The following is a 20,776-nucleotide window of genomic DNA, read 5'->3' as shown; positions in this document are numbered from 1 at the left end:
CCCCCACCCCCGCAAACAGTCTGCCGGAGGTCGGGCGCCGGGGGAACTGTCCGGCGTTGGTCAGAGACCGGGAACGTGCGGCGCTGTGCGAGCCTGATGAGTCGTAGGCCGAGCGGCGGGGCCGTTCTGCGGGGTACCGGACCGCGCGGCGCGCGTCGAGCCCGTCCCGAGCCCGGTCGGTGTCATCCCGACGGCCTGCGCGTGCTGGACCTCGCCGGCGGCCCGTTCGGCCCGTACCAACAGCCCCGGCTTCGCGCCCGGTGTCGGATCGGTGGCGAGCGACTGGAGATCAAGCGTCAACTCACGGTATTCCTGGGTGACGCCGTCAATCAGCTCCCTCGCCGTCCGGCCGGCACGCTGGACCTCGAGGTGTCTCCCGCCGAGACCATCTGCCGCGACTGGACGGAGGTCCTCCCGGACGGCAGCGATCGTCGCCCGGCCCTTGCCGACGACGTACTGCGCCGCCGCGGTGACGGCGGCGAGACGGTCGAAGCGCTCCTGGAGCGGCTCGCCTCGCCCGATGTCCATCAGGGTGTCCCGCCCGGCAGTCGCCGAGTCGGTCAGCTCATCCAGCGTCCGTTGTACGTCCTCCAGTTGCCAGTCGGCGTCGCCTAGCCCGTCGCGGACTTGGCTCGCCTCACGCTGCACGACGCGTACTGCTTCCTCGGCGGTCAGGCCCTCTCGGCGCAGGCCGTAAGCCTCCATACTCAGGAGCGGGTTGAACGAACGATCGACCGCCCGCGCCTGATCACGAACGGCCTCGGCCACCTCCGGCAGCGCCGCCTCCAACTCCCGCATCCGATCTCCTGCTGCGACCATCGTGGCCGTGGCCGTCGCCCAGCCGACCTCCGGATCAGCGCTCACGGCAGCGGCGGGATCCTGCTCGTCGGACCGCTGCGGCTCCGGCGGTGCCAGCTCGGCCAGGCCGTCCTGGAGCTGCACCATCTTGGCGCTGATCTCGTCGAACATCTCTGGGCCTTCGGCCGCGAGCTTGTCCGCGGCCTGTCGCCCGCTGTCGGCACCCCCGGTGCTGGCCCGCATGTTGTCCACGTGCTTGCGTACTTCGTCCAGCGCTGGTCGAGCCTGCTCGAAAAGCCCAGCGAACTCCCCGGCTGACTGCAGACGTTCGAAATCGCCAGGCAGCGCAGCGGCTCCATCGATCCGGGCGAGTCGCTCAGGACCCATCGCTTTCATCGCGTCGAGCCCTTCGCCGGCGCGACCGACGGCTGTCTCGAGCGACGTCCGGGCCGCCTGCATCGCATCCGTTGCCTGCTGCAACGCCGTACGCGCCAGCAACGCACTTCCCCGCAGATAGCCGGTGACCACCTGCTGATCGTGCTCCGGCGTCTTCGCATTCGTTGCCAAGCCGGCCGCGATCGCCATCGAGTTCAGCTCGCCCCGCTGCTCCTGAAGCAACTGCACGATCCGCCCCGCGGCCGCCCCGGCCGCGTGAATGTTCCGGACAATCCCGTGCCGAGATCCGGTGACCCGGTACGCCAGCTCACCCTGATCCCGAGTCTGTTCGTCGATCACCGACCGACCCGCAGGCTCGTCCACACCCATCCCCCTCATCCGGCCGACCGCCCGAATGTAACCCCAGCCAAGGTCACCTGCTGGGGACGTGGGACGGGCTACCGCAGCAAATGAACGGCTTCCGCGGCCACGCGGCCAGTAGGTGAGGATTGTGTCGGCGCCGGCATCAACGACGAACATCGCCACGCGCACCGTGCTGGACTACCACCAGGAGCACCCACTCACCAGCAGCCCGTCCGTGTAGTGCGCCAGCCCGGGGCAGTCACCCGCGAGCGCAGCGAGCAACCCCGCGGCGCCAGCCGGGAACCCCGGGGCGGCAGCCCCGAACAAACAGGGTGGGTGGGGCGGCGCGCAGCACGGCGACGAAGGAGCCGCGCGTAGCACCGCGCTGGGGTAACCACCAGCACCACTCACCAGCAGTACGACGAGTAGGACGCCAGCCCGCGGCAGTCACCCGCGAACGCCAGCGAGCAACAAGCGAGGCGCCAGCTGGCAGGATGCCGGCGGTAAGCCGGAGGGTGGGTGGGAGCTCGCGGAGTGGGCGCGTCGGAGGAGCGGAGCGACGACCTAGCGACCGCGTAGCGAGCGTGGGGGCGAACTACCGGAGTAGATGAACGGCTTCCGCAGCCCAGTAGGTGAGGATTGTGTCGGCGCCGGCCCGGCGGATCGACGTCAGGGTTTCCAGGATCGCGGCTTCCCGGTTGATCCATCCGTTGGCAGCAGCGGCTTCGACCATCGCGTACTCGCCGGAGATGTTGTACGCAGCAACCGGCACGTTCACGTGGTCGCGGACCTGGCGGATGATGTCGAGGTAGGCCAGCGCCGGCTTCACCATCACGATGTCCGCGCCCTCGGCGACGTCCAGGTCGACCTCGCGGATCGCGTCGCGGGCGTTGGCGTTGTCCTGCTGGTACGTCTTCCGGTCACCCTGGAGCGACGAGCCGACGGCCTCGCGGAACGGTCCGAAGAAGGCCGACGCGTACTTCACGGCGTACGCCAGGATCACGGTGTCGATGAAGCCGGCCGCGTCCAGGGCCGAACGGACCACGCCGACCTGGCCGTCCATCATCCCGGACGGGCCGACGACGTGCGCACCGGCAGAGGCCTGCGCGACCCCCATCTCGGCGTAGATGCGCAGGGTCGCGTCGTTGTCCACGCGGCCGTCGGCGTCCAGTACGCCGCAGTGACCGTGCGAGGTGAACTCGTCGATGCACAGGTCCGACATCACCAGCAACGAGTCGCCGACCTCGGACACCGCGTCGGCGATCGCGACGTTCAGGATCCCGTTCGGATCGACTGCACCAGACCCGACCTCGTCCTGAACGGCAGGTACGCCGAACAGCATCACGCCGCCGAGACCGAGCGATGCCGCCTCGACCACTGCCTTGCGCGCCGAGTCCCGGCTGTGCTGCACGACACCGGGCATCGACTTGATCGGGACCGGTTCGGTGATGTCTTCCCGGACGAACATCGGCAGGATCAGCTGCCGCGGTTCCAGCGTCGTCTCGGCGACCAGTCGGCGTACCGCCGCGGTCGACCGGAGTCGCCGTGGCCTCACTTCCGGGAATCCAGGCATTTCAGCTCTTCCGACGAGAGCCCGAGCGACGCTCGGACGGACGGGTGACCGGTTCCCCGGCCTCCACCATGGTGTCACGTCGGTCCGCACCGAACCGGGCCAGGGCGTCGGCCAGCTCCTCGGCGGACGGCGTCTCCGCCATCGCGTCGACGCGCAGCCCGTGCTCCTCGGCGGTCTTCAGCGTGGCCGGCCCGATCACCGCGATCACCGTCGAGGCGTGCGGCTTGCCCGCGATCCCGACCAGGTTCCGGACGGTCGACGACGAGGTGAAGACCACCGCGTCGAACTTGCCGGACTTGATCGCCTCGCGGGTCGGCGCGGGCGGCGGGGCGGCCCGGACGGTCCGGTACGCCGTGACGTCGTCGACCTCCCAGCCCAGATCGGTGAGCCCGGCGACGAGCGTCTCGGTCGCGATGTCGGCGCGCGGCAGGAAGACCCGGTTGATCGGGTCGAGCAGCTCGTCGTACGGCGGCCAGTCCTCGACCAGCCCGGCCGCGGACTGCTCGCCGGACGGGACCAGGTCCGGGCGGATGCCCCAGGCGCCGATCGCCTCGGCGGTCTTGTCGCCGACCGCCGCGATCTTCAGCCCGGAGAACGCCCGCGCGTCCAGCCCGTACTCGTCGAACTTCTCCCGCACCGCCTTCACCGCGTTCACGGAGGTGAAGGCGACCCACTCGTAGCGTCCCTCGACCAGACCGCGGATCGCCTTGTCCATCTGCTGCGGGTTGCGCGGCGGCTCGACGGAGATAGTCGGCACCTCTTCCGGCATCGCGCCGTACCGGCGCAGGCGGTCCATCAGCGGGCCGGCCTGGTCCTTCGTCCGCGGTACCAGGATCCGCCAGCCGAACAGCGGCTTGGTCTCGAACCACGACAGCGCCTCGCGCTGCTCGACCACCGCGCCGACCACGATCACGGCCTCGCCGACGACCTTCGCCGCCCGCAGGTCCGCGACGATCGTCTCCAAGGTCCCCACGACGCTGGTCTGCGCGGTCGTCGTACCACCGACCGTCGCGGCGACCGGCGTGTTCGAGTCGAAGCCGGCCTCGATCAGCGCGACCACGGTCTCCTTCAGCACCTCGGTCGCGTTCAGCAGCACCAACGTCTGCTTCGGCTGCAGCCGGGACAGGTCGAGCTTGGCCTCGAGCAGGTCGACGACGGTGACCTCGCGATCGCCCTTCATCGTCAGCGGGATACCGGCGTACGTCGGTACCGCGCTGACCTCGCTCACGCCGGGCACGATGTTGAACCCGATCCCCGCCTTCTTGCACGCGGCCGCCTCCTCGGCGCCGCTGGAGAAGGTGAACGGGTCGCCGGTCAGCAGCCGTACGACGTTCGCGGCGGTCTTGGCCGTCTTCACGACGAGCCGGGCCCGGGCCGCGACCTTCAGCGCCCGGCTGCCCTCGGCACCGGAGCCGTCGATGACCTCGACGCCCGGCCGGCAGTACGCCAGGAACGCGTTGTGCTCGGGGCCCTCGACAACGACCGCGTCGGCTCCGGCGAGCACGTCGCGGCCGGCGAGCGTCAGCAGCGCCGGGTCGCCCGGGCCGACGCCGACGAACGTGACGTGGCCGAGCGGTTTGGTCTGCTTGACGGTACTGGTCGCAGCCTTCTGCGGTGCCGCGGTGGCGGCTGTCTTCGCGCTCACGTCTGCCTTCGCCCTCGTCGTCGTTTTCCTGCTCGTCCTGTGGGCCGTCTTCTGCGTGGTACTCGTGCCCTGCGCCGGTGTCATGTTCGCTCCAGCAGCTCGTTCGCCAGCGCCTTGCCGAGGGCAACTGGGTCGTCCACCGGCCCGTTCGCGGAGAGCCGCCGTACGCCGTCGTCCTGGCCGAGCGCGCCCCGCAGCCAGAGCTCGGGGCCGTCCTCACCCTCGACCACCTCGGCGAGCGCGCCGACCGGAGCCGTGCACCCTGCCTCGAGCGTGGCCAGCAATTGCCGTTCCGCCGTCACCGCCGCGCGGGTGGCCGGGTCGTCCAGCGGAGCCAGCGCGGCCAGCACCTCGGTGTCGTCCGCCCGGCACTCGATCGCCAGCGCACCTTGGCCCGGGGCCGGCAGCACCTGGATCGGGTCCAGCGTCTCGGTCACCTCGGCGAGCCGTCCCAGCCGGGACAACCCTGCCCTCGCGAGCACCACCGCGTCCAATTTGCCATCGGTCACGAAGGAGATCCGGGTGTCGACGTTGCCCCGGATGCCCGTGCACTCGACACCCAGGCCGAGCGCGTCGATCTGCGCGACCCGGCGGGCAGCGCCTGTCCCGATCAGCGCACCGTGCGGCAGCTCGCCGAGCGTCAGTCCGTCGCGGGCGACCAGCACGTCCCGCGGGTCCTCGCGGACCGGGATTGCGCCGAGAGTCAGCCCCTCGAGCGGCGCCGTCGGCAGGTCCTTGAGCGAGTGCACGGCGATGTCGATCTCGCCCGCGAACAGGGCGTCGCGCAGCGCGCTGACGAAGATCCCGGTGCCGCCGATCTGCTCGACCGGGGCGCGGTTCACGTCGCCGGTCGTGGTGATCAGCACCAGCTCGACCTCGTGGCCGGCCGCGCGCAGCTGGTCGGCGACCAGCGTGGACTGTGCCGTCGCAAGCTTCGAACGCCGCGTACCAAGGCGGATCATGCGTGCTCACCGCCCTTCGGAGTGGTGACCGCCTCGACGGTCGCCTGGTCGAGCGCGAACAGTTGCCGCAGCGCATCGGCGTACGTCGGGCCGCCCGGATCGCCGCCGAGCTCCTTCACGCGGACCGTCGGGTTGTGCAGCAGTTTGTCGACCACGCGGCGGATGGTCCGCGCGACCTCGTGCCGCTGGGTCTCGTCCAGGCCGGGCAGCCTGCGGTCCAGCCGGGCCAGCTCGGAGTCGACCAGCTCGGTCGCCATCGACCGCAGCGCGACCACGGTCGGCGCGACGGAAGCGGCCCGCCGGGTCGCCTCGAACGCGCCGGTCTCCTCGTGGACGATCCGCCGTACCTCGTCGATGTCGTCCTGGCTGCCGCCCGCCGTACCGGCGAGGTCGGCGAGCGTGACCAGCGTGACGCCCGGGATCTGGGCCACCTCCGGCGCGACATCGCGCGGCAGGGCAACGTCCAGGACGCCGAACGGCCGCCCGTCGGACGCGTTCCGGATCATCTCCTCGGTCAGCACGACGCCGCGGGCGCCGGTGCAGGAGACGACCAGATCGGCGTCCCGCAAGGCATCCGGAACCGCGGCGAGCTGGATCGCCGTGCCACCGATCCGGTCGGTCAGCGCGACCGCGCGGTCATAGTTGCGGTTGGCAATCGTCACCGAGGCGGCGCCGCCGTTCATCAGCGTCTGCGCGGCCAGCGAGGCCATCGACCCGGCGCCGACGATCAGTGCGCGGCGGCCCTCGCCGCCGCCGACGGCTTCCAGCCCGGCCGAGACGACCGAGCGGCCGGCGGCGTCGATGCCGGTCTCGGCCCGCGCCCGCTTGCCGACCCGCAACGCGTGCTGGAACAGGGCGTTCAGCTCGGTGCCGATCGTCTCCAGGTCCTGGCCGACGCGCAGCGTTTCCTTCAGCTGGCCGAGGATCTGGCTCTCGCCGACGATCATCGAGTCCAGCCCGACGGCGACCTGGTAGAGGTGCGCGACCGCGCCTTCCTCGAAGTGCACGTAGAGGTGCTCGGCCAGGTCCAGCAGCGGTACGCCGGTGACGTCGGAGAGGATCGCGGTGACCTCGTCCATCCCGGCGTGGAAGCGGTCGACGACCGCGTAGACCTCGGTGCGGTTGCAGGTCGCGATCACTGCCGACTCCGCGGCGGCCGGCGTCTGCTTGACCGCCAGCGCGAGCTTGGTCGCCGCCTCCGGGTCGAGCGCGACCCGCTCGAGCACGTTGATGGCGGCGCTGCGATGACTGATGCCGACGACCAGGTAACTCATGCGCCCACACCCCCACCAACACTCGGCAGCTCAGGGGCCAGACCGTTCATCGTTGGTAGCTCGGGCACCTGGGGGAGCGCCGCCTCTCCGGACTTGCGTTGTTCGTGGTACGCCAGGATCTGCAACTCGATCGAGAGGTCCACCTTGCGGATGTCGACGCCGTCGGGCACGGACAGCACCACCGGCGCGAAGTTCAGGATGCTGGTGACCCCGGCGGCGACCAGCCGGTCGCAGACTTCCTGGGCCGGACCGGCGGGCGTGGTGATGACGCCGATCGAGACCCGGTCGCGCTCGACGATGTCCTCGAGCTCGGCGAAGTCGCGGACCTCCATGTCGCCGATCCGCTCGCCGACCAGCTTCGGGTCCGCGTCCAGCAGGGCGACGATGCGGAAGCCGCGGGTGCCGAAGCCGGAGTAGTTCGCCAGCGCGTGGCCCAGGTTTCCGATTCCGACGATGACCACGGCCCAGTCCTGGGTGACGCCGATCTCGCGGGCGATCTGGTACCGCAGGTACTCGACGTCGTACCCGACGCCGCGGGTGCCGTACGAGCCCAGGTAGGAGAGGTCCTTGCGGAGCTTGGCCGAGTTCACGCCCGCTGCGGTGGCCAGGTCCTCGCTGGACGCGGTCGCGATGCCGTTGTCCGAGAGCGCGGTCAGCGCCCGCAGGTAGACCGGCAAGCGCGCGACAGTCGCCTCGGGGATGCCGCGTTCGGTTCTCGTCGGCGGGCCCGGTCGACGGCTGCTGGCACGCGTCACAATTCTCCTGGGAGCGGTTGGTTCACACCGCGGTCTGACGGCCGGCGGCGTCTCTTACTCTAGGAGCTTGTGAACGTGAGAACAAAATCGGCGAGGGTGACGTCGGGAACACCGGCTACTTTGTCAAGGCCTTCCTGAGCCGACTTGGGTCCACCCGCCAGAAGTCGTGCTGCTTGCCGTCGACGAACGTGACCGGGATCTGGTCGCCATACTCCGTGAACAGCCGGTCATCCTGCGTGATGTCCACCTCGGACCACTCCACGCCGAGCTCGGCGCAGACCGCCTGGACGATCTCGCGGGCGTCGTCGCAGAGGTGACAGCCCGGCTTCCCGTACAGCGTGACCCGGCTCATCGCCCGCTCCCCCGCAACCGGCCCTTCGCCACCTTGCCGGTGACCGAGTGCGGCAGGTTGTCCACCAGCTCGATCTCCACCGGCGACTTGAACCGCGCCAAGCGGGTCTCGGCGTACGCGCGGACCTCGGCAACATCCAGCTCCGCATCCGGCTCCGGTACGACGAACGCCTTCACGGCCTCCCCAGTCTCCTGAGACGGTACGCCGATGACCGCCGCCTCCCGGACGCCCGGAGCCGCGACCAGTACGTCCTCGACCTCACTCGGGAACACGTTGAAGCCGGACACGATGATCAGCTCGCGCAGCCGGTCGACCAGGAACAGGTCGCCGTCGGCGTCGACGAACCCGACGTCGCCGGTCCGGTACCAGCCGTCCTGATCCGGACCGCCGACGCCGTCCGGCCAGTAGCCGGAGAACAGGTTCGCACCGCGGATCAGGATCTCGCCGGCGTCGTCACCCTCGACATCCTCGCCCTCGTCGTCGGCGATCCGCAGTTCGACGTTCGGCAGCGGGCGCCCGACCGAGCCGGGCTTCGGCTCGCTCTCGCCCAGCGTCGTGGTGACGCCCGGGGACGCCTCGGTGAGGCCATACCCCTGGTGGACGTGCAGGCCGCTCGCCTGCTCGAACCGGACCGCGAGCGCGCGGTCGAGCGTGGATGCCCCGGTCAGCACAACCTTGACGTTCTTCAGCGCGTCGCGCAGGTCGGACCTGGCCAGCAGCGCGTGCAGGGCGGGCGGAGCCAGCGGCAGCCGCGTCACGCCGTACTTGCTGATCAGGTCGAGGGCCCGGCCGGGCTCGAACCGCTGCTCGACGATCTGCGCCGCGCCGGTGGCGACGGCCCAGCCGAGGACGGCGTTCAGCCCGAAGGCGTGGAACATCGGGAGCACGCTGAGGACCACGTCCTCCGGGCCCATCCGGTCCTCGCCGAGGTCGGAGAGGTTCTTCACGTTGGCCCGCAGGGCCTGATGGCTGAGCATCGCGGCGCGGGGATCTCCACTTGTTCCGGACGTGTAGAGCAGCACCGCGAGCTTCTCCGGATCGCCCGTCGCCGGTAACTGTGCGTTACCTTCGAGGGTGCCCGGGGCAACCGTCCGGATCCCCTCGACGCGGTCCGCGAGGTCCGCGGAGGCGATCGCCAGCCGGGCCCCGGAATGCGCCACGACGGTGTCCACCTCGGGCTTGGTGAGCCCGGTGTTCAGCGGCACGGCAACCAGTCCGGCGCGGAGAATGCCCAGGTAGGACGTGACGAAATCGATGCCATTGGCAAGCAGCAGGAGGACCCGGTACCCCGGCACCAGGCCGGCCGCGGCGAGCCCCTGCGCGGTCCGGTCGACGGCCTGGTCGAGCTCGCCCCAGGACATTCGCCGATCCCCGTCGACCAGCGCGGGACGCTCGCCGTGACGTTGCGCTGTGTCACGAAGAAGGTCCGCGAAATTCACGTTCACCAGGCGAGTCTGCCACGGCCGAGTTCCGCTCCGGGACCGACCGGCTTGCCCGGAACGGTTGCAGCGGAGCGTAACGACAGATATACAGGTGAACTCGTGGGCGCGCTTCTGCTGAACCTCACACTGCAGAAACCGTCCGCGTCGGGGAACCATGCGCCTTGATCCCCGAACAGCAGACTGCTCCCGCCTGGGGATGTGGTCCGCTGGCGCATTCGTGACGATCGACCGGACGGAAGGCGGCACGCCTCAGGCTGTTGACAGCGCGTGATTCTCACGTAACGTTCGGTGCTGTCTCAGCCGTTGTGGCCATTCGCGGATGTGTCAGACGACGTGTCAGTTGAACGGGGAGAGATCTTGACCACGCCGGAGCCAAGCCCGGACGGGATGAGACGGGCAGAGCTCGTCGATCGCGCCCAGGCCGGGGACGTCGGTGCCTTCGGGGAGCTGTACGACGAGTACTCGCTCACCGTCTATCGCTACATCTACGCACGGGTGTCGTCATCGGCACTCGCCGAGGACCTGACCAGTGAGACCTTCGTCCGGGCGCTGCGCGCGCTGGACTCGTTCCGCTGGCAGGGCCGGGACTTCGGGGCCTGGCTGGTGACGATCGCCAGGAACCTGATCACCGACCACTACAAGTCCGGCCGGGTCCGGCTGGAAGTGGTCACGGACGAGATCGAGACGCACGACCGGCAGACCGAGGGGCCGGAGGTCGACGTACTGGCCGCCGCCACCGCCGAGGTCCTGCGGGACGCCGTCGCGGGCTTGCCCGACGAGCAGCGCGACTGCCTGACGATGCGGTTCTTCGCCGGTTTGTCGATCGCGGAAACGGCCAAGGCGCTGGAGAAGTCCGAAGGCGCCGTCAAGCAACTGCAACTGAGGGCCGTACGGCACTTGGCGAAGGTTATCCCCAAGGACTTGAGGTGAGGCGGATGACAACGAATGTCTTTCGTAACCCGTCAGTGAGTTTCCTCGTTCCTCTTCATGAGGACCCGTCGGTAATCCCGACTGGCCATTGAGGAGAACGAACATCATGAGTGACCTACACAGGGCTCGAGCGCGCGCGGAGGCATTCGCGCACGCCGTTGATCACGGGCCCCGTCACTCCACGCGACTGAGCGAAGACCCTGAGTTGATGGAAGCTGTGGAGCTGGTCGGACGGCTGAGGACCGCCGGCGCAGTGGCACCGCGACCGGAGTTCAGTGCCGAGCTGCGGCACCGCCTGTTGGAGCAGGCGGCGGCGCGGGCGGCGACGACTGCCACTCCGACCATGGTGCGCAGCACTCCGGAAGACTCGGACGACCCGCCGGGTAGCGAGGACGTTGGCGCGTCCGTGACAGATATCCGCCTTCGTCACGGCCGGCGGATCCGGCTCGTGGCCAGTACCGCCGCGCTGGTCCTGCTCGGAGGTGGCATCGGTTCCGCTGCCGCTGCGCAGCAGGCGATGCCCGGCGACAGCCTGTACGGCATGAAGCGCAGCATCGAGAACGTGTCGACCAACCTGGGCGTCGGCGACGACTCCCGCGGCCGGCGCGACCTCGAGCACGCGATGACCCGATTGTCCGAGGTCCGGCAGCTCGCCGATTCCGGTGGTTCTGTCGGCACGATCAACGCGACGCTGACGACCTTCTCCGGACAGTCCCGCAAGGGCGTGTCCCGGCTGGTCGCGTCGTACCAGCAGGACGGCGACACCAGCTCGATCGTGGCGATCACCAGCTTCATCACGAACGCCCGCCAGGCTCTTGGTGAGCTCGCCCCGAAACTGCCGCCGGAATCGCTGAAGTCCGCCGTCGAGGCGTTCTCCACGATCGAGGAGCTTCAGCGGATCGCCAAGGCAGCGTGTGCCAAGTGCGACGCGCCGAAGACGGGCGGTGGGACCCAGCCGGGCCGGACCAGTCCTGGCAACAACAACGGCAACCAGCCGAGCAACCCGGTCAACGGCAGCACGAGCACCAAGCCGTCGACCACGGTTCCGACGCCGGGGGTGTCCACCACGGTGGTCCCCAGCACCAAGCAGAGCCAGGTGCCGAACCCGACGATCCTGCAGCAGTCGGAGACCCCGCCGCCGACGTCGCTGAAGACACCGCCCAAGCCGTCGTCGTCGAGCTCGCCGATTACGACGCCAAAACTGCCCACCCTCCCGACCCCGTCGGCCACTCAGTCCTGGCCCTGGCCGTTCCCGACGCTGTCCTTGCCGACGCCGATCATCAACATCCCCGGCGTCCTGCAGACTCTCCTTCCACCCTGGAAGTAGAGCTCGCACAGCCCGGCCCCTCACCCCCTGCTTCGGGGATGTGTGGGCCGGGCTTTGCTTTGCGCCGCGGCCGGCGCAGTTCCTCCGGCCGGTCAGAAGAAGACGCTGCGGCGTTGCATCAGCAGGGTGTAGAGGGTCTGCTGAATGGTTTCGCGGACCTGGTCGGTGACGTTGAAGACGAGCATCGGGTCGTCGGCGGCGCCCTGCGGGAAGTCGTCGGTGCGGATCGGCTCACCGAACTCGATCAGCCACTTGGACGGGAGCGGGATCATCCCGAGCGGGCCGAGCAGCGGGAAGAACGGGGTGACCGGGATGTACGGGACCCCGACCAGGCGGGCGAGCGACGCGAGGTTGCCGACGAGTGGGTAGATCTCCTCGGCGCCGACGATCGAGCACGGGACGATCGGTACGCCGGTACGCATCGCGGCGCTGACGAATCCGCCGCGGCCGAAGCGCTGCAGCTTGTACCGCTCGCTGAACGGTTTGCCGAGGCCCTTGAAGCCCTCGGGCCAGACGCCGACCAGGTTGCCGCCGCGGAGGAGCCGCTCGGCGTCGTCGTTGTTGGCGAGGGTCGCGCCGCCCTTGCGGGAGAGCTCGCCGACGAACGGGGTCTTGAAGACGAGGTCCGCCGCAAGGGTCCGGAGCGGCCGGCCGGTGTGGTCGGCGACGATCAGCTGGGTGATGAGTCCGTCGAGCGGCATCGTGCCGGAGTGGTTTGCGACGATCAGCGCGCTGCCGGTGTCGGGGATGTTCTCGACGCCGCGCACCTCGACCCGGAACCACTTCTCGGCCAGCGGTCGCAGCAGCGGCAGCAGCACCTGATCGGTGAGGTCGGAGTCGTAGCCGAACTCGTCGATCTCGTACTCACCTGTCAGCCGCCGGCGCAGGAAGGCAAGCCACTGGGCGACCCGCTGCTCCCCCTCCTCACCGAACAACTCCCGCACAACTCGCTCGAGCCGAGCAAAATCAACCCCCGCGAACCCGGCGAGCCCTGGCTCGGACACCTCCGCACCACCGCTGGCACCGGGATCGGCCGCACCACCGCCGGCACCGAGATCCGCCGCATCGCCTGCTGCCCCAGGACCTCCTGCGCTCGCGGCGCCGGCGCCGGCTGCGCCCGCACGGGCTGCGCCGGTCGGTAGGTCCGTGATCGGCTCGACGGTCTCGCCCGCTCCGTCCGCGGGCCGGTTCTTGCCCTGGCGCACCTTCTTCTTCGAGCGCGCGTTCGGTCCCGCCAGCGCGCGGGCGGCGGCGGAGGGCGTCGTACGGCTGCCCGATCCGCGTCCCGGGCGGCCTCCCGAGCCGATGGGAATGACGTCCGCGTCAGCCACGCAGGGCTCCAAGCCCGGCGGCCAGCAAGCCCGAGGCTCGCGTCACCGCGCCGGTCCCCAGCGCGGCGCGGAAGTCGTCGAACGCCTCCGCGGTCGTGTACTTCGGCTCGAACCCGAACTCCGACCGCATCCGCGTCGTGTCCACACCCCGCCCGAACGTCAGGAACGTGATCTGGTCCGGCGAGAAGTCCGCCAACCGGGCCCGGCGGACGACGGCCGCGGTGCTGGACGCGGTGAACGAGGGCAACCGCAGCGTCGGCCGGCCGAGTCGCCGGATCGCCTGGGAGAGCGAGATCATCCCGTCGCCGGCGAGGTTGAACGTCCCCGGCAGATTCTCGACCGTCGCCAGCCGGATCGCCTCGACCCCGTCGTCCTCGTGCAGGAACTGCAGGCGGGCGTCGTACCCGAAGACGGTCGGTACGACGGGCAGGCCGAAGTACCGCGTCATCGGGGAGTCGGTCTTGGGGCCGATCCAGTTCGCCATCCGGAGCGTGGTGACGCAGACGTCGGGGCGGCGCCGGGCGAAGCCGCGCACGTACCCCTCTACCTCGACCGCGTCCTTGCTCAGTCCGGTCTGGTGGATCGCCCGCGGCGCCATCTCCTCGGTGAACAGGGCCGGGTCGCGCGGCCCCGCGCCGTACACGGTGGTCGACGACTTCACCACGAGCTTGGCCACGCCGGGCGCCTTCTGGCAGGCGGCGAGCAGCTGCATGGTGCCGATGACGTTGATCTCCTTCATCGACGACCGGCCGCCGGCGCTGCCAGGGGTCGCCACGACACCGGTGTGGACGACCGTGTCGACGTCCTCGGCGGCGATCACCTTGGCGATCACGGGGTTGCGGATATCGGCCCGGACGAACCGGACCCGGCCCAGCTCGGCCCGCGGCGGAACCACGTCCACGCCGAGCACGGTGTCGATCGACGGATCGTCAGCCAGTCTGCGGGCACACCAAGCACCGGCGTCCCGGGAGACGCCGGTCACCATTACCACCTGTGCCACGAGAGACCCCCAGCCAGACAGCAACCCCACGAGCGCCGCGCCGGACCGGCGCGGCCGGACTGCCTACTTGCCGAGCTTGCGGCGCTGCACCCGCGTCTTCTTCAGCAGCTTGCGGTGCTTCTTCTTCGCCATCCGCTTCCGGCGCTTCTTGATAACTGAACCCACAGTCGACCATCCAAACTCAAAGAGAACGTCGGCAAAGCTTACCCGCAGGTCCCATCCCCAACCTAAACAAGCCTCCCCCACTAGACTGGACCCGACCTGGGGAGGCCGGTTTGGGCACGATTCCGAAGGCACGGTACGACGGTCTGGCCGACTGGTACGAGGAACGCTTCGTCCAGGACGCTCCACCTCATCAGCCCGGTCTGCTGGACCTTCTCGGCCCCGGAACCGGACCCTGCCTGGACATCGGCTGCGGCACCGGCCGGAACTTCGAGACCATCCGCGCGACCGGTCGATCGGTGGTCGGGCTGGACTACTCACGGGACCAGTTGCGGGTGGCTCGCACCCGGACGGACGGCCCGTTGATGGTCGGCGACGCAGCTGCGCTGCCGTTCGCGGATGGTTCGTTCGATACAGCGATGGTGATGTGGATCTCAACGGACGTCGAGGACTTCGGTCGGGTGCTGCACGAGGCGACGCGGGTGCTGCGACCGGGTGGTCTGCTGGTCGCGTACGGCGTCCATCCGTGCTTCAACGGGCCGCACACGCTGTGGAACGAGGACGGCAGCCGACTGGTGCATCCGTCGTACACCGAGTCGGGTTGGCACCACGCGGCGCCGTACTGGGCTGCCGACGGGATCCGGCGGCGGATCGGCATGAACCATCTTCCGCTGGCTGCGTATCTCAATGCGTTTCTGGCGACCGGTCTGGTCCTCGAGCGGTTCGAGGAGCCGGGCGAGGGGGTGCCGCACAAGTTGGCCGTTCGGGCTCGGCGGGCGGGCTGAAACTGTCGGGGCCGGGTGGTGTACTTCCGGCATGGTCTCGTTGGTGGCGTGGGGTGCGGGCGACTTCTGGTTGCTGGAGCGGTGTAACGCGCCGGAGATGACGGCGTACCTCGGTGGGCCGGAGACGCCGGAGAAGCTGCGCGACCGGCACCGGAAGTACGTCGAGAACGATTTCGTCGGGGAGATGTTCGTCATCGTGACCGACGACGGCGAGCGGACCGGGCTAATCGGCTACTGGGAGCACGAGGAGGACAGCGGGACCGTCTGGGAGACGGGATGGTCCATCCTGCCGGAGTTCCAGGGCCGCGGACTGGCTACGGCAGCCGTGCACGAGGTGGCGAAGGTCGCTGGTGCGCACGACAAGCATCCGACGCTGCACGCGTACCCCGGCGTCGAGAACGCAGCCTCGAACGCGTTGTGCCGGAAGGCCGGTTTCACCCTGATCGGTCCGCGCGACTTCGAGTACCCAAAGGGCCACTGGATGCGCTGCAACGACTGGAGCCTCGCGCTCTAAGCTGCTTTGCGCGTGGGCACCTGGACGATCGGCTCGGTCAGCACTGCCAGGTGGGGGGCCGCGGTCCTGTCTACGTTCGCGTACGCCGCCGGCGTGAACGCGACCGCGGCCAGGCCCAGGGCCGCGATGGTGCCTACAGCAACGGTCTTGACGATCTTGATCGGCATGGTGGCCTCCTTGGTTGGTGCTCTCATCCTGGCGTTCCGGACTGGGACCGCACTTGGCGAATCCTGGGAGGCTGCTGGGAGTCCGGACTTCGTCGACCGCTGACGTGACCTAGGGCGCCGGGTACTTTCGAGGTATGGCGTACGTGCTGTTTCTCGGTGGACTCGTCGTGGTGCTCGCGGGGCTGACGTGGTTCGCCTCGTGGGCCAGGAAGCGCGGCCGCGGGTCCGCCGTCGCGGGCGCTCTCGCCGCTTACGAGGAGGCCTATCGGCCGACCTCGCACCACGCCCACCACGAGCAGCGCGCTGCCGCCGACCGCAAGTCCGAGCTCGGCTCTCCAGACGATCTGTAAGCGGACGATCTCCAGCTGGACGATCCCTAGCTGGACGATCCCTAGCCGGACGATCTCCAGCTGGACGGTCCGGAGCTGGACGGTCCGCGGCTAGAGGTAGGCGGCGACTGGGCCGAGGGTGAGGAGGCCGCTGCCGGCGGTTTGCTGGTCGGCTGCGGGTGACAAAGCGGTCTGGGCACGTGCCAGGACTTGCTCGTCGCGGGTCTGCCTGGCGACGAGTGCCCAGTGGAGCTCCAGCAGCAAGCCAGGCGGCGGATCTGGCACGTGGGCCGTCGCACGCACCCAGGGCCCGTGCGGGCCGTAGTCGACGTCGGGGATCGGCTCGTCGTGCCGTAGCGCGTGCGTGGCCAGGGCTAGCGGGAGGAGTCCGTCGCTGAGGCCGGGCATACCTGCGCCGTCGAGTAGTGCCGCGGCGGCCCGGTAGGACTCCGGGGTGTCTGCGCGGAGGGCGGCGTACCACCGGGTGAAGACGGCGACGAGTGGGAGTTCGTGGCGGGCGGCGAGGGCGTCGGCGGCTGCGGCGTGGTCGTCAGCGGCGGTGTAGTCGGCCGCGGCGCAAGCGGACTGCAGTTGGATGAGGTGGCCGAGCACCTCGTACGTGAAGAGGTCGTGGCGTTGCGACAGCGTGACGAGCTCGGCACCGATGGCGTCGCGTTCGACCGACTGGCCGGCGCGGTGGCAGGTCTGCATGAACACGCCATTGAGTGCAAAGGCCAGCAAGGCGGGATCGTCCAGGCCGCGAGCGAGCTGTTCGGCTTCGGCAGCGGCCTCGCGCGGCCGGGTCGAGTGGGAGCCGCGCGACTCGAGGGCGATGGTGGCGAGCAGACGAGCTCGGATACTCGGGTGGTCCTGGGTCGGCAGCACGCGCTCGGCCGCGGCGACGATGGCGGCCGCCTGCGCCTCGTCGTCGGAGCGGGTCCAGATCGCGGGTACGTCGTACGCGCCGATCACCCGCGCTGCCACGTCCGGATCGTCGGCGGCAGCGATTGCGGCGAGGCGGTGCCGGCGGGCGGTCTCGAGCCCTCCGCCGCCGGTGACGGCCAGGTTGCGGAGCAGGCCGACGGTCGATTCGAGTCGGGCTCGGGTGCCGCCGACGACGCGGTTGTACGCGGCGGCGGTGTCGGCCCAGACGTTCCCGGTCAGATGCTCGGCGTGGTTGAGGATGTCGGTCTCCAGCTCGGCGAGGGCTTTGCTGGGATCCAGGCCGAGTTGGCCGGTCAGCGTCGCGCGGGCGCGGCGCAGTACGGCGAGGGCTTCGGCCTGGCGGTCGCTGCGGTACAGGGCGAGGGCGAGCAGCCGCCAGGCGTCCTCACGCCACGGGTGGTCGGTCACGTGCGCGTCGAGGTCGGGCACCGCCTCGGCCGCCTGGCCCAGCTCGAGCCGCGCCTCGGCTACCCGCTCGATGCCGTGCAGGCGCAGCTCGGTCAGCCGCGTTCGCTCGGCTCGCGCCCAGCCCTCGTCGGCGAACTCCGCGTACGCCGGACCACGCCACAAACCCAACGCAGCAAGCAACTCCGGCAAGCGCGTCGCCTGCATCGCAGCTTCGAAGCGCCAAGCGTCGACTGCATCCGAACGCAACGCGTACCCAGGGCCTTCGGTGATCAGCAGCTTCGCCGGCGTGCGCGGCGCTCGGTCCGGCTCCAGAGCCCGGCGCAGCGCCGCGACGAACGTCCGTACTGCGCTCAACGCACCATCAGGTGGATCGGTCCACAGGTCGTCGACCAGCACGGTCGCGGGTACGACGCGACCGCGGGCGATGATCAGCCGGGCCAGCACCGCGCGGTGCCGCGGACCCTTCAGCTCGACCGGCCGCCCGGCATCGTCCCAGGCCACGACCGGCCCGAGCACCCCGAACTCCACCCGGACACGGTAGCGCGCTCATCGGATGCTCATCCGGGTCCGTCAGGCTGCCGGACGTGAAGATTCCTGGATTCGAGTACCACCGGGTGGGCGGCGTCGACGGCGTACAGCTGAATGTCGCGGTCGGTGGCGTCGGCGCACCGGTCGTCCTGCTGCACGGCTTCCCGCAGACACATCTGATGTGGCGCAAGGTTGGGCCGGCGCTGGCGGACAGTCATACGGTCATCTGCCCGGACCTGCGCGGGTACGGCGCCAGCGACAAGCCGCTGGACGGGTACTCCAAGCGCACCATGGCGGCCGACATCGTCGCCGTGGTGCGGGAGTTGGGGCATCCGTCGTTCGCGTTGGTCGGGCATGATCGCGGCGCATTGGTCGCGTTTCGGGCTGGGCTTGATCATCCGGAGGTCGTGAGCCACTTGATGTGTCTCGACGTACTGCCGACGCTCGACATGTGGGACGTGATGCACGGGACGAGCGCTGCGGTCGGGTTTCATCTGTATCTGATGGCGCAGGAGCCGGGGCTCCCGGAGCAGATGATCGCGGCGACGTCCGATGAGTTCTTCGGGCACTTCCTGGACGTGTGGACGAAGGATTCTGCGGCGATCCCTGCCGACGTGCGGGCGGCGTACCTCGCGGCGTCGAAGGGTGCGGTGCCGTCGATCGTCGCGGACTACCGGGCGTCGGCGACGGTCGACGTCACGCACGACCAGGAAGATCTTGCTGCAGGCAACAAACTGCTGATTCCGGTCACGGTGATCCAGCAGGACTGGGGCGCCGCCCTCGGCTTCGACGCCGCTGCTCGCTGGCAGGCCTGGTCCACCGACCTGGACCACCGAACCACAACCGCCGGCCACTTCATGGCAGAAGAGTCCCCCACCGAAATCACCACAGCAATCCAAACCCTCTTGAAACGCTGAACGGGAGAGAGGCGGGGGCGGGCGCCTCCGGGCCGGCGCGGGGCCAGGCGGCTGGGTTAGGCGGCCAGGGGGCTTGTGAGGTGTGCGATTGATGACGACAGGGCGTTGAGGGCTGCGGTGATCGGGGTGGTGGTCAGTTGGCCGTTGCGTTTGACTGGGGTGCCGGCGACCAGGACGGTGTCTACGTTGCCGGGGTGGGCGGCGGTGACGACTGTTGCCACGGGGTCGTGGAGGCCGCCGGCCAGGTTGAGGTCGGTGGTGCGGAGGAGGAGCAGGTCGGCCTTGTTGCCGATCGCGAGGGATCCGACGTCGGCGAGGCCGAGGGCGCGGGCGCCGCCGTACGTTGCCAGTTGGAGGATGTCGGCGGCAGTGAAGGATTGGTAGCCGAGGGCAAGTACTTCGTGCATCGCACGGAACATGTCGCCGCCGGACGTGGTGACCACGTCGATGCCGAGGCTGAAGTCGACGCCGGCGGCCCGGAGGCGACCGGCCAGCGGTTGGCCCATCTCCATCCGGGACTCGACGGTCGGGGTGACGGAGACCGCGGCGCCGGTGTCCGCGATGACCTTGAGCTGGGAGTCCGGCAGCAGATTGCCGTGCACGTACAGCGTGTTCGGCCGAGCAAGACCGGCATCGCGCAACCGCGTGACCGGGTCCGGAATGTCTGAACTGCTACTGATGTGTACGACGACCGGCACGCCGAGCGAGTCCGCGAGCTCCCAGTCCGCCTGGACGGTCTCGAACGGCGCGAACGACGGCCCGATCGCAGCAACAGCCAGGCTGATGCGCTCCGACTGGCGACCCATGAGCCGCCGCATCCCGTCGGGGTCAACCACACTTCCTCCGAGCGGCGACGGCCCGTAGCCGAACACAGCACGGATCCCGCTGCGCTCCAACGCGTCCAGCGCCGCGTCCGCGTGCTCAGGTGTGCGCGGCACGTGCGAGAAGTCCTGCACAGTGGTGATCCCGGCATCCAGGCATTCGAGCGCGCCGACGAGGTTGCTCGCCGCCACATCCTCCGGCCGGTACCGCGCGCCGTACCCGCCGAGCACGCGCTCGAAGTACACCCCGAGGCTCGCGTCCACGACCGTCCCGCGCAACGCGGTCTGCCAGAGATGCCGGTGCGTGTCCACGAACCCGGGCAGCACGATCCGCTCGCGCGCGTCGATCACCTCCGCATCCGCGGACAACCCCTCCCCGACCGCGACGATCCGCCCGTCGTCCACCAGCACGTCGGTCCCGCGCCGTACGACGACCTCCGGGAAGGTGTCGATCACGGTTCCACCCTTGAGCAACAGCATGCAGATCTCCCTCACTGGAAAGCTTTACTGAAAGCTATCACCAAAGCATCCTAGACTGTCAATCGTGAAAGACGACCCGGTAGATCGGTTGATCGACTCCTGGGGGCAGGAGCTGCCGGAGGTGCTCCATCCGACGAGTGAGCTGTCGAAGCGGATCATGGTCCTGGCCGGCCGGCTGAACGAGGTGACCAGGCGGGTGCTCCGCGAGCTGGAGCTGACGACCGCCGAGTTCGATGTGATCGTGTCGCTGCGGCGGAGCGGAGCGCCGTACCGCCAGAAGCCCTCGGACCTGAGCCGGAGCCTGCTACTGTCGTCCGGCGGTACCAGCAACGTGACGAATCAGCTGGTACGGCGAGGCCTCGTCGTACGCGAGCCGGATCCGGAGGACGGCCGCGGGACCCAGATCCGGTTGACGCCGGAGGGGGTCAAGCTGGCCGAAGAGGCCGTCAAGGCGAGCTCAGCCGCGCACCACGAACTGTGGTCCGACCTGCCGGAAGACGCCACCGAGCAAGCCGCCAAGGCGCTCCGCGGGCTGTTCCGGAGCTGAACATGCCGAAGGGGCCGGTCCCTAGACTGCGACCGGCCCCGACGGG

The 20,776-nt window shown here is 69.6% G+C and carries 21 protein-coding genes; 7 read left to right on the top strand and 14 right to left on the bottom strand.

Annotation, left to right across the window (positions count from 1 at the left end; translation table 11 throughout):
* Positions 1–60 precede the first annotated feature (60 nt).
* The 8 genes from AB0E69_RS02350 to AB0E69_RS02315 all read right to left on the bottom strand — a co-directional run bounded on the left by AB0E69_RS02350 (position 61) and on the right by AB0E69_RS02315 (position 9,542).
* Positions 61–1,557 carry a hypothetical protein gene (locus AB0E69_RS02350; RefSeq protein WP_360138222.1) on the bottom strand — a complete coding sequence of 499 codons (1,497 nt, stop codon included), beginning with the start codon at positions 1,555–1,557 and terminating at the stop codon, positions 61–63.
* Positions 1,558–2,131: 574 nt separating this feature from the next.
* Positions 2,132–3,109 carry a porphobilinogen synthase gene (gene hemB / locus AB0E69_RS02345; protein WP_360138219.1) on the bottom strand — a complete coding sequence of 326 codons (978 nt, stop codon included), beginning with the start codon at positions 3,107–3,109 and terminating at the stop codon, positions 2,132–2,134.
* 1 nt (position 3,110) lies between these two features.
* The gene (locus tag AB0E69_RS02340; protein ID WP_360138216.1) at positions 3,111–4,838 is read right to left on the bottom strand and encodes a uroporphyrinogen-III synthase; all 1,728 of its coding nucleotides are present in this window, start codon (positions 4,836–4,838) and stop codon (positions 3,111–3,113) included.
* The gene (hemC, locus tag AB0E69_RS02335) at positions 4,835–5,716 is read right to left on the bottom strand and encodes a hydroxymethylbilane synthase (protein ID WP_360138213.1); all 882 of its coding nucleotides are present in this window, start codon (positions 5,714–5,716) and stop codon (positions 4,835–4,837) included. Before hemC ends, AB0E69_RS02340 begins: the two co-directional genes overlap by 4 nt.
* Positions 5,713–6,990 (bottom strand): glutamyl-tRNA reductase, encoded by a 1,278-nt coding sequence (locus AB0E69_RS02330; protein ID WP_360138210.1) that lies wholly within the window; start codon positions 6,988–6,990, stop codon positions 5,713–5,715. The genes hemC and AB0E69_RS02330 overlap by 4 nt, the downstream gene beginning before the upstream one ends.
* Complete coding sequence (locus AB0E69_RS02325) at positions 6,987–7,745, bottom strand: redox-sensing transcriptional repressor Rex (protein WP_360138207.1); 759 nt, start codon at positions 7,743–7,745, stop codon at positions 6,987–6,989. The genes AB0E69_RS02330 and AB0E69_RS02325 overlap by 4 nt, the downstream gene beginning before the upstream one ends.
* A 115-nt stretch (positions 7,746–7,860) precedes the next feature.
* Positions 7,861–8,097, bottom strand: coding sequence for a glutaredoxin family protein (locus AB0E69_RS02320; RefSeq protein WP_360138205.1), 237 nt, complete (start codon positions 8,095–8,097; stop codon positions 7,861–7,863).
* Positions 8,094–9,542 (bottom strand): AMP-binding protein, encoded by a 1,449-nt coding sequence (locus AB0E69_RS02315; RefSeq protein WP_360138202.1) that lies wholly within the window; start codon positions 9,540–9,542, stop codon positions 8,094–8,096. The genes AB0E69_RS02320 and AB0E69_RS02315 overlap by 4 nt, the downstream gene beginning before the upstream one ends.
* Before the next feature lie 354 nt (positions 9,543–9,896).
* Between AB0E69_RS02315 and AB0E69_RS02310 the strand changes: the two genes are divergently transcribed.
* Complete coding sequence (locus AB0E69_RS02310) at positions 9,897–10,469, top strand: sigma-70 family RNA polymerase sigma factor (protein WP_328525886.1); 573 nt, start codon at positions 9,897–9,899, stop codon at positions 10,467–10,469.
* Between the two features lie 208 nt (positions 10,470–10,677).
* Complete coding sequence (locus AB0E69_RS02305) at positions 10,678–11,796, top strand: DUF5667 domain-containing protein (protein ID WP_360138199.1); 1,119 nt, start codon at positions 10,678–10,680, stop codon at positions 11,794–11,796.
* A gap of 92 nt (positions 11,797–11,888) precedes the next feature.
* Here the strand turns inward: AB0E69_RS02305 and AB0E69_RS02300 are convergent, their stop codons facing one another.
* From AB0E69_RS02300 to AB0E69_RS02290, 3 genes are all read right to left on the bottom strand, one after another.
* Positions 11,889–13,127, bottom strand: a complete 1,239-nt coding sequence (locus tag AB0E69_RS02300; RefSeq protein ID WP_360138196.1) for a lysophospholipid acyltransferase family protein — start codon at positions 13,125–13,127, stop codon at positions 11,889–11,891.
* On the bottom strand, positions 13,120–14,127 hold the full coding sequence (locus tag AB0E69_RS02295; protein WP_360138193.1) for an NAD-dependent epimerase/dehydratase family protein: 1,008 nt from the start codon (positions 14,125–14,127) through the stop codon (positions 13,120–13,122). Before AB0E69_RS02295 ends, AB0E69_RS02300 begins: the two co-directional genes overlap by 8 nt.
* A 63-nt stretch (positions 14,128–14,190) precedes the next feature.
* A complete protein-coding gene (locus AB0E69_RS02290) occupies positions 14,191–14,292 on the bottom strand; it encodes an AURKAIP1/COX24 domain-containing protein (protein ID WP_008356322.1) in 102 nt (33 codons plus the stop codon).
* 110 nt (positions 14,293–14,402) lie between these two features.
* Between AB0E69_RS02290 and AB0E69_RS02285 the strand changes: the two genes are divergently transcribed.
* Together AB0E69_RS02285 and AB0E69_RS02280 are read left to right on the top strand one after the other, a co-directional pair.
* Positions 14,403–15,074, top strand: a complete 672-nt coding sequence (locus AB0E69_RS02285; RefSeq protein ID WP_360138190.1) for a class I SAM-dependent methyltransferase — start codon at positions 14,403–14,405, stop codon at positions 15,072–15,074.
* A gap of 31 nt (positions 15,075–15,105) precedes the next feature.
* Positions 15,106–15,588 carry a GNAT family N-acetyltransferase gene (locus tag AB0E69_RS02280; RefSeq protein ID WP_360138187.1) on the top strand — a complete coding sequence of 161 codons (483 nt, stop codon included), beginning with the start codon at positions 15,106–15,108 and terminating at the stop codon, positions 15,586–15,588.
* Here the strand turns inward: AB0E69_RS02280 and AB0E69_RS02275 are convergent.
* Positions 15,585–15,755 carry a hypothetical protein gene (locus tag AB0E69_RS02275; protein ID WP_360138184.1) on the bottom strand — a complete coding sequence of 57 codons (171 nt, stop codon included), beginning with the start codon at positions 15,753–15,755 and terminating at the stop codon, positions 15,585–15,587. The two genes, AB0E69_RS02280 and AB0E69_RS02275, sit on opposite strands and share 4 nt — an antisense overlap.
* Before the next feature lie 134 nt (positions 15,756–15,889).
* Between AB0E69_RS02275 and AB0E69_RS02270 the strand changes: the two genes are divergently transcribed.
* Positions 15,890–16,105 carry a hypothetical protein gene (locus AB0E69_RS02270; RefSeq protein ID WP_360138177.1) on the top strand — a complete coding sequence of 72 codons (216 nt, stop codon included), beginning with the start codon at positions 15,890–15,892 and terminating at the stop codon, positions 16,103–16,105.
* Between the two features lie 90 nt (positions 16,106–16,195).
* Here AB0E69_RS02270 and AB0E69_RS02265 read toward each other — a convergent pair whose 3' ends face one another.
* Positions 16,196–17,965, bottom strand: coding sequence for a BTAD domain-containing putative transcriptional regulator (locus AB0E69_RS02265; protein WP_360138174.1), 1,770 nt, complete (start codon positions 17,963–17,965; stop codon positions 16,196–16,198).
* 56 nt (positions 17,966–18,021) lie between these two features.
* Here AB0E69_RS02265 and AB0E69_RS02260 point away from each other — a divergent pair, with 56 nt between their 5' ends.
* On the top strand, positions 18,022–18,882 hold the full coding sequence (locus AB0E69_RS02260) for an alpha/beta hydrolase (RefSeq protein ID WP_360138171.1): 861 nt from the start codon (positions 18,022–18,024) through the stop codon (positions 18,880–18,882).
* Positions 18,883–18,938: 56 nt separating this feature from the next.
* Here the strand turns inward: AB0E69_RS02260 and AB0E69_RS02255 are convergent, their stop codons facing one another.
* The gene (locus tag AB0E69_RS02255) at positions 18,939–20,183 is read right to left on the bottom strand and encodes an amidohydrolase family protein (RefSeq protein ID WP_360138168.1); all 1,245 of its coding nucleotides are present in this window, start codon (positions 20,181–20,183) and stop codon (positions 18,939–18,941) included.
* A gap of 64 nt (positions 20,184–20,247) precedes the next feature.
* Here AB0E69_RS02255 and AB0E69_RS02250 point away from each other — a divergent pair, with 64 nt between their 5' ends.
* Positions 20,248–20,730 (top strand): MarR family transcriptional regulator, encoded by a 483-nt coding sequence (locus tag AB0E69_RS02250; protein WP_360138165.1) that lies wholly within the window; start codon positions 20,248–20,250, stop codon positions 20,728–20,730.
* The last annotated feature ends 46 nt before the right edge of the window (positions 20,731–20,776 follow it).

Origin of the sequence: Kribbella sp. NPDC026611, assembly GCF_040638345.1 — a bacterium.
Classification (GTDB): Bacteria; Actinomycetota; Actinomycetes; order Propionibacteriales; family Kribbellaceae; genus Kribbella.
The sequence above is the reverse complement of the archived record's forward strand: the minus strand, read 5'-3'. Positions and strand labels throughout refer to the sequence as shown.

Bases quoted from the DNA above. Each gene is read 5' to 3' on its own strand.
- hemB (WP_360138219.1), bottom strand. From the start codon at position 3,109: ATGCCTGGATTCCCGGAAGTGAGGCCACGGCGACTCCGGTCGACCGCG.
- AB0E69_RS02340 (WP_360138216.1), bottom strand. From the start codon at position 4,838: ATGACACCGGCGCAGGGCACGAGTACCACGCAGAAGACGGCCCACAGG.
- AB0E69_RS02305 (WP_360138199.1), top strand. From the start codon at position 10,678: ATGGAAGCTGTGGAGCTGGTCGGACGGCTGAGGACCGCCGGCGCAGTG.
- AB0E69_RS02255 (WP_360138168.1), bottom strand. From the start codon at position 20,183: ATGCTGTTGCTCAAGGGTGGAACCGTGATCGACACCTTCCCGGAGGTC.
- AB0E69_RS02275 (WP_360138184.1), bottom strand. From the start codon at position 15,755: ATGCCGATCAAGATCGTCAAGACCGTTGCTGTAGGCACCATCGCGGCC.
- AB0E69_RS02280 (WP_360138187.1), top strand. From the start codon at position 15,106: ATGGTCTCGTTGGTGGCGTGGGGTGCGGGCGACTTCTGGTTGCTGGAG.
- AB0E69_RS02270 (WP_360138177.1), top strand. From the start codon at position 15,890: ATGGCGTACGTGCTGTTTCTCGGTGGACTCGTCGTGGTGCTCGCGGGG.
- AB0E69_RS02330 (WP_360138210.1), bottom strand. From the start codon at position 6,990: ATGAGTTACCTGGTCGTCGGCATCAGTCATCGCAGCGCCGCCATCAAC.
- AB0E69_RS02320 (WP_360138205.1), bottom strand. From the start codon at position 8,097: ATGAGCCGGGTCACGCTGTACGGGAAGCCGGGCTGTCACCTCTGCGAC.
- hemC (WP_360138213.1), bottom strand. From the start codon at position 5,716: ATGATCCGCCTTGGTACGCGGCGTTCGAAGCTTGCGACGGCACAGTCC.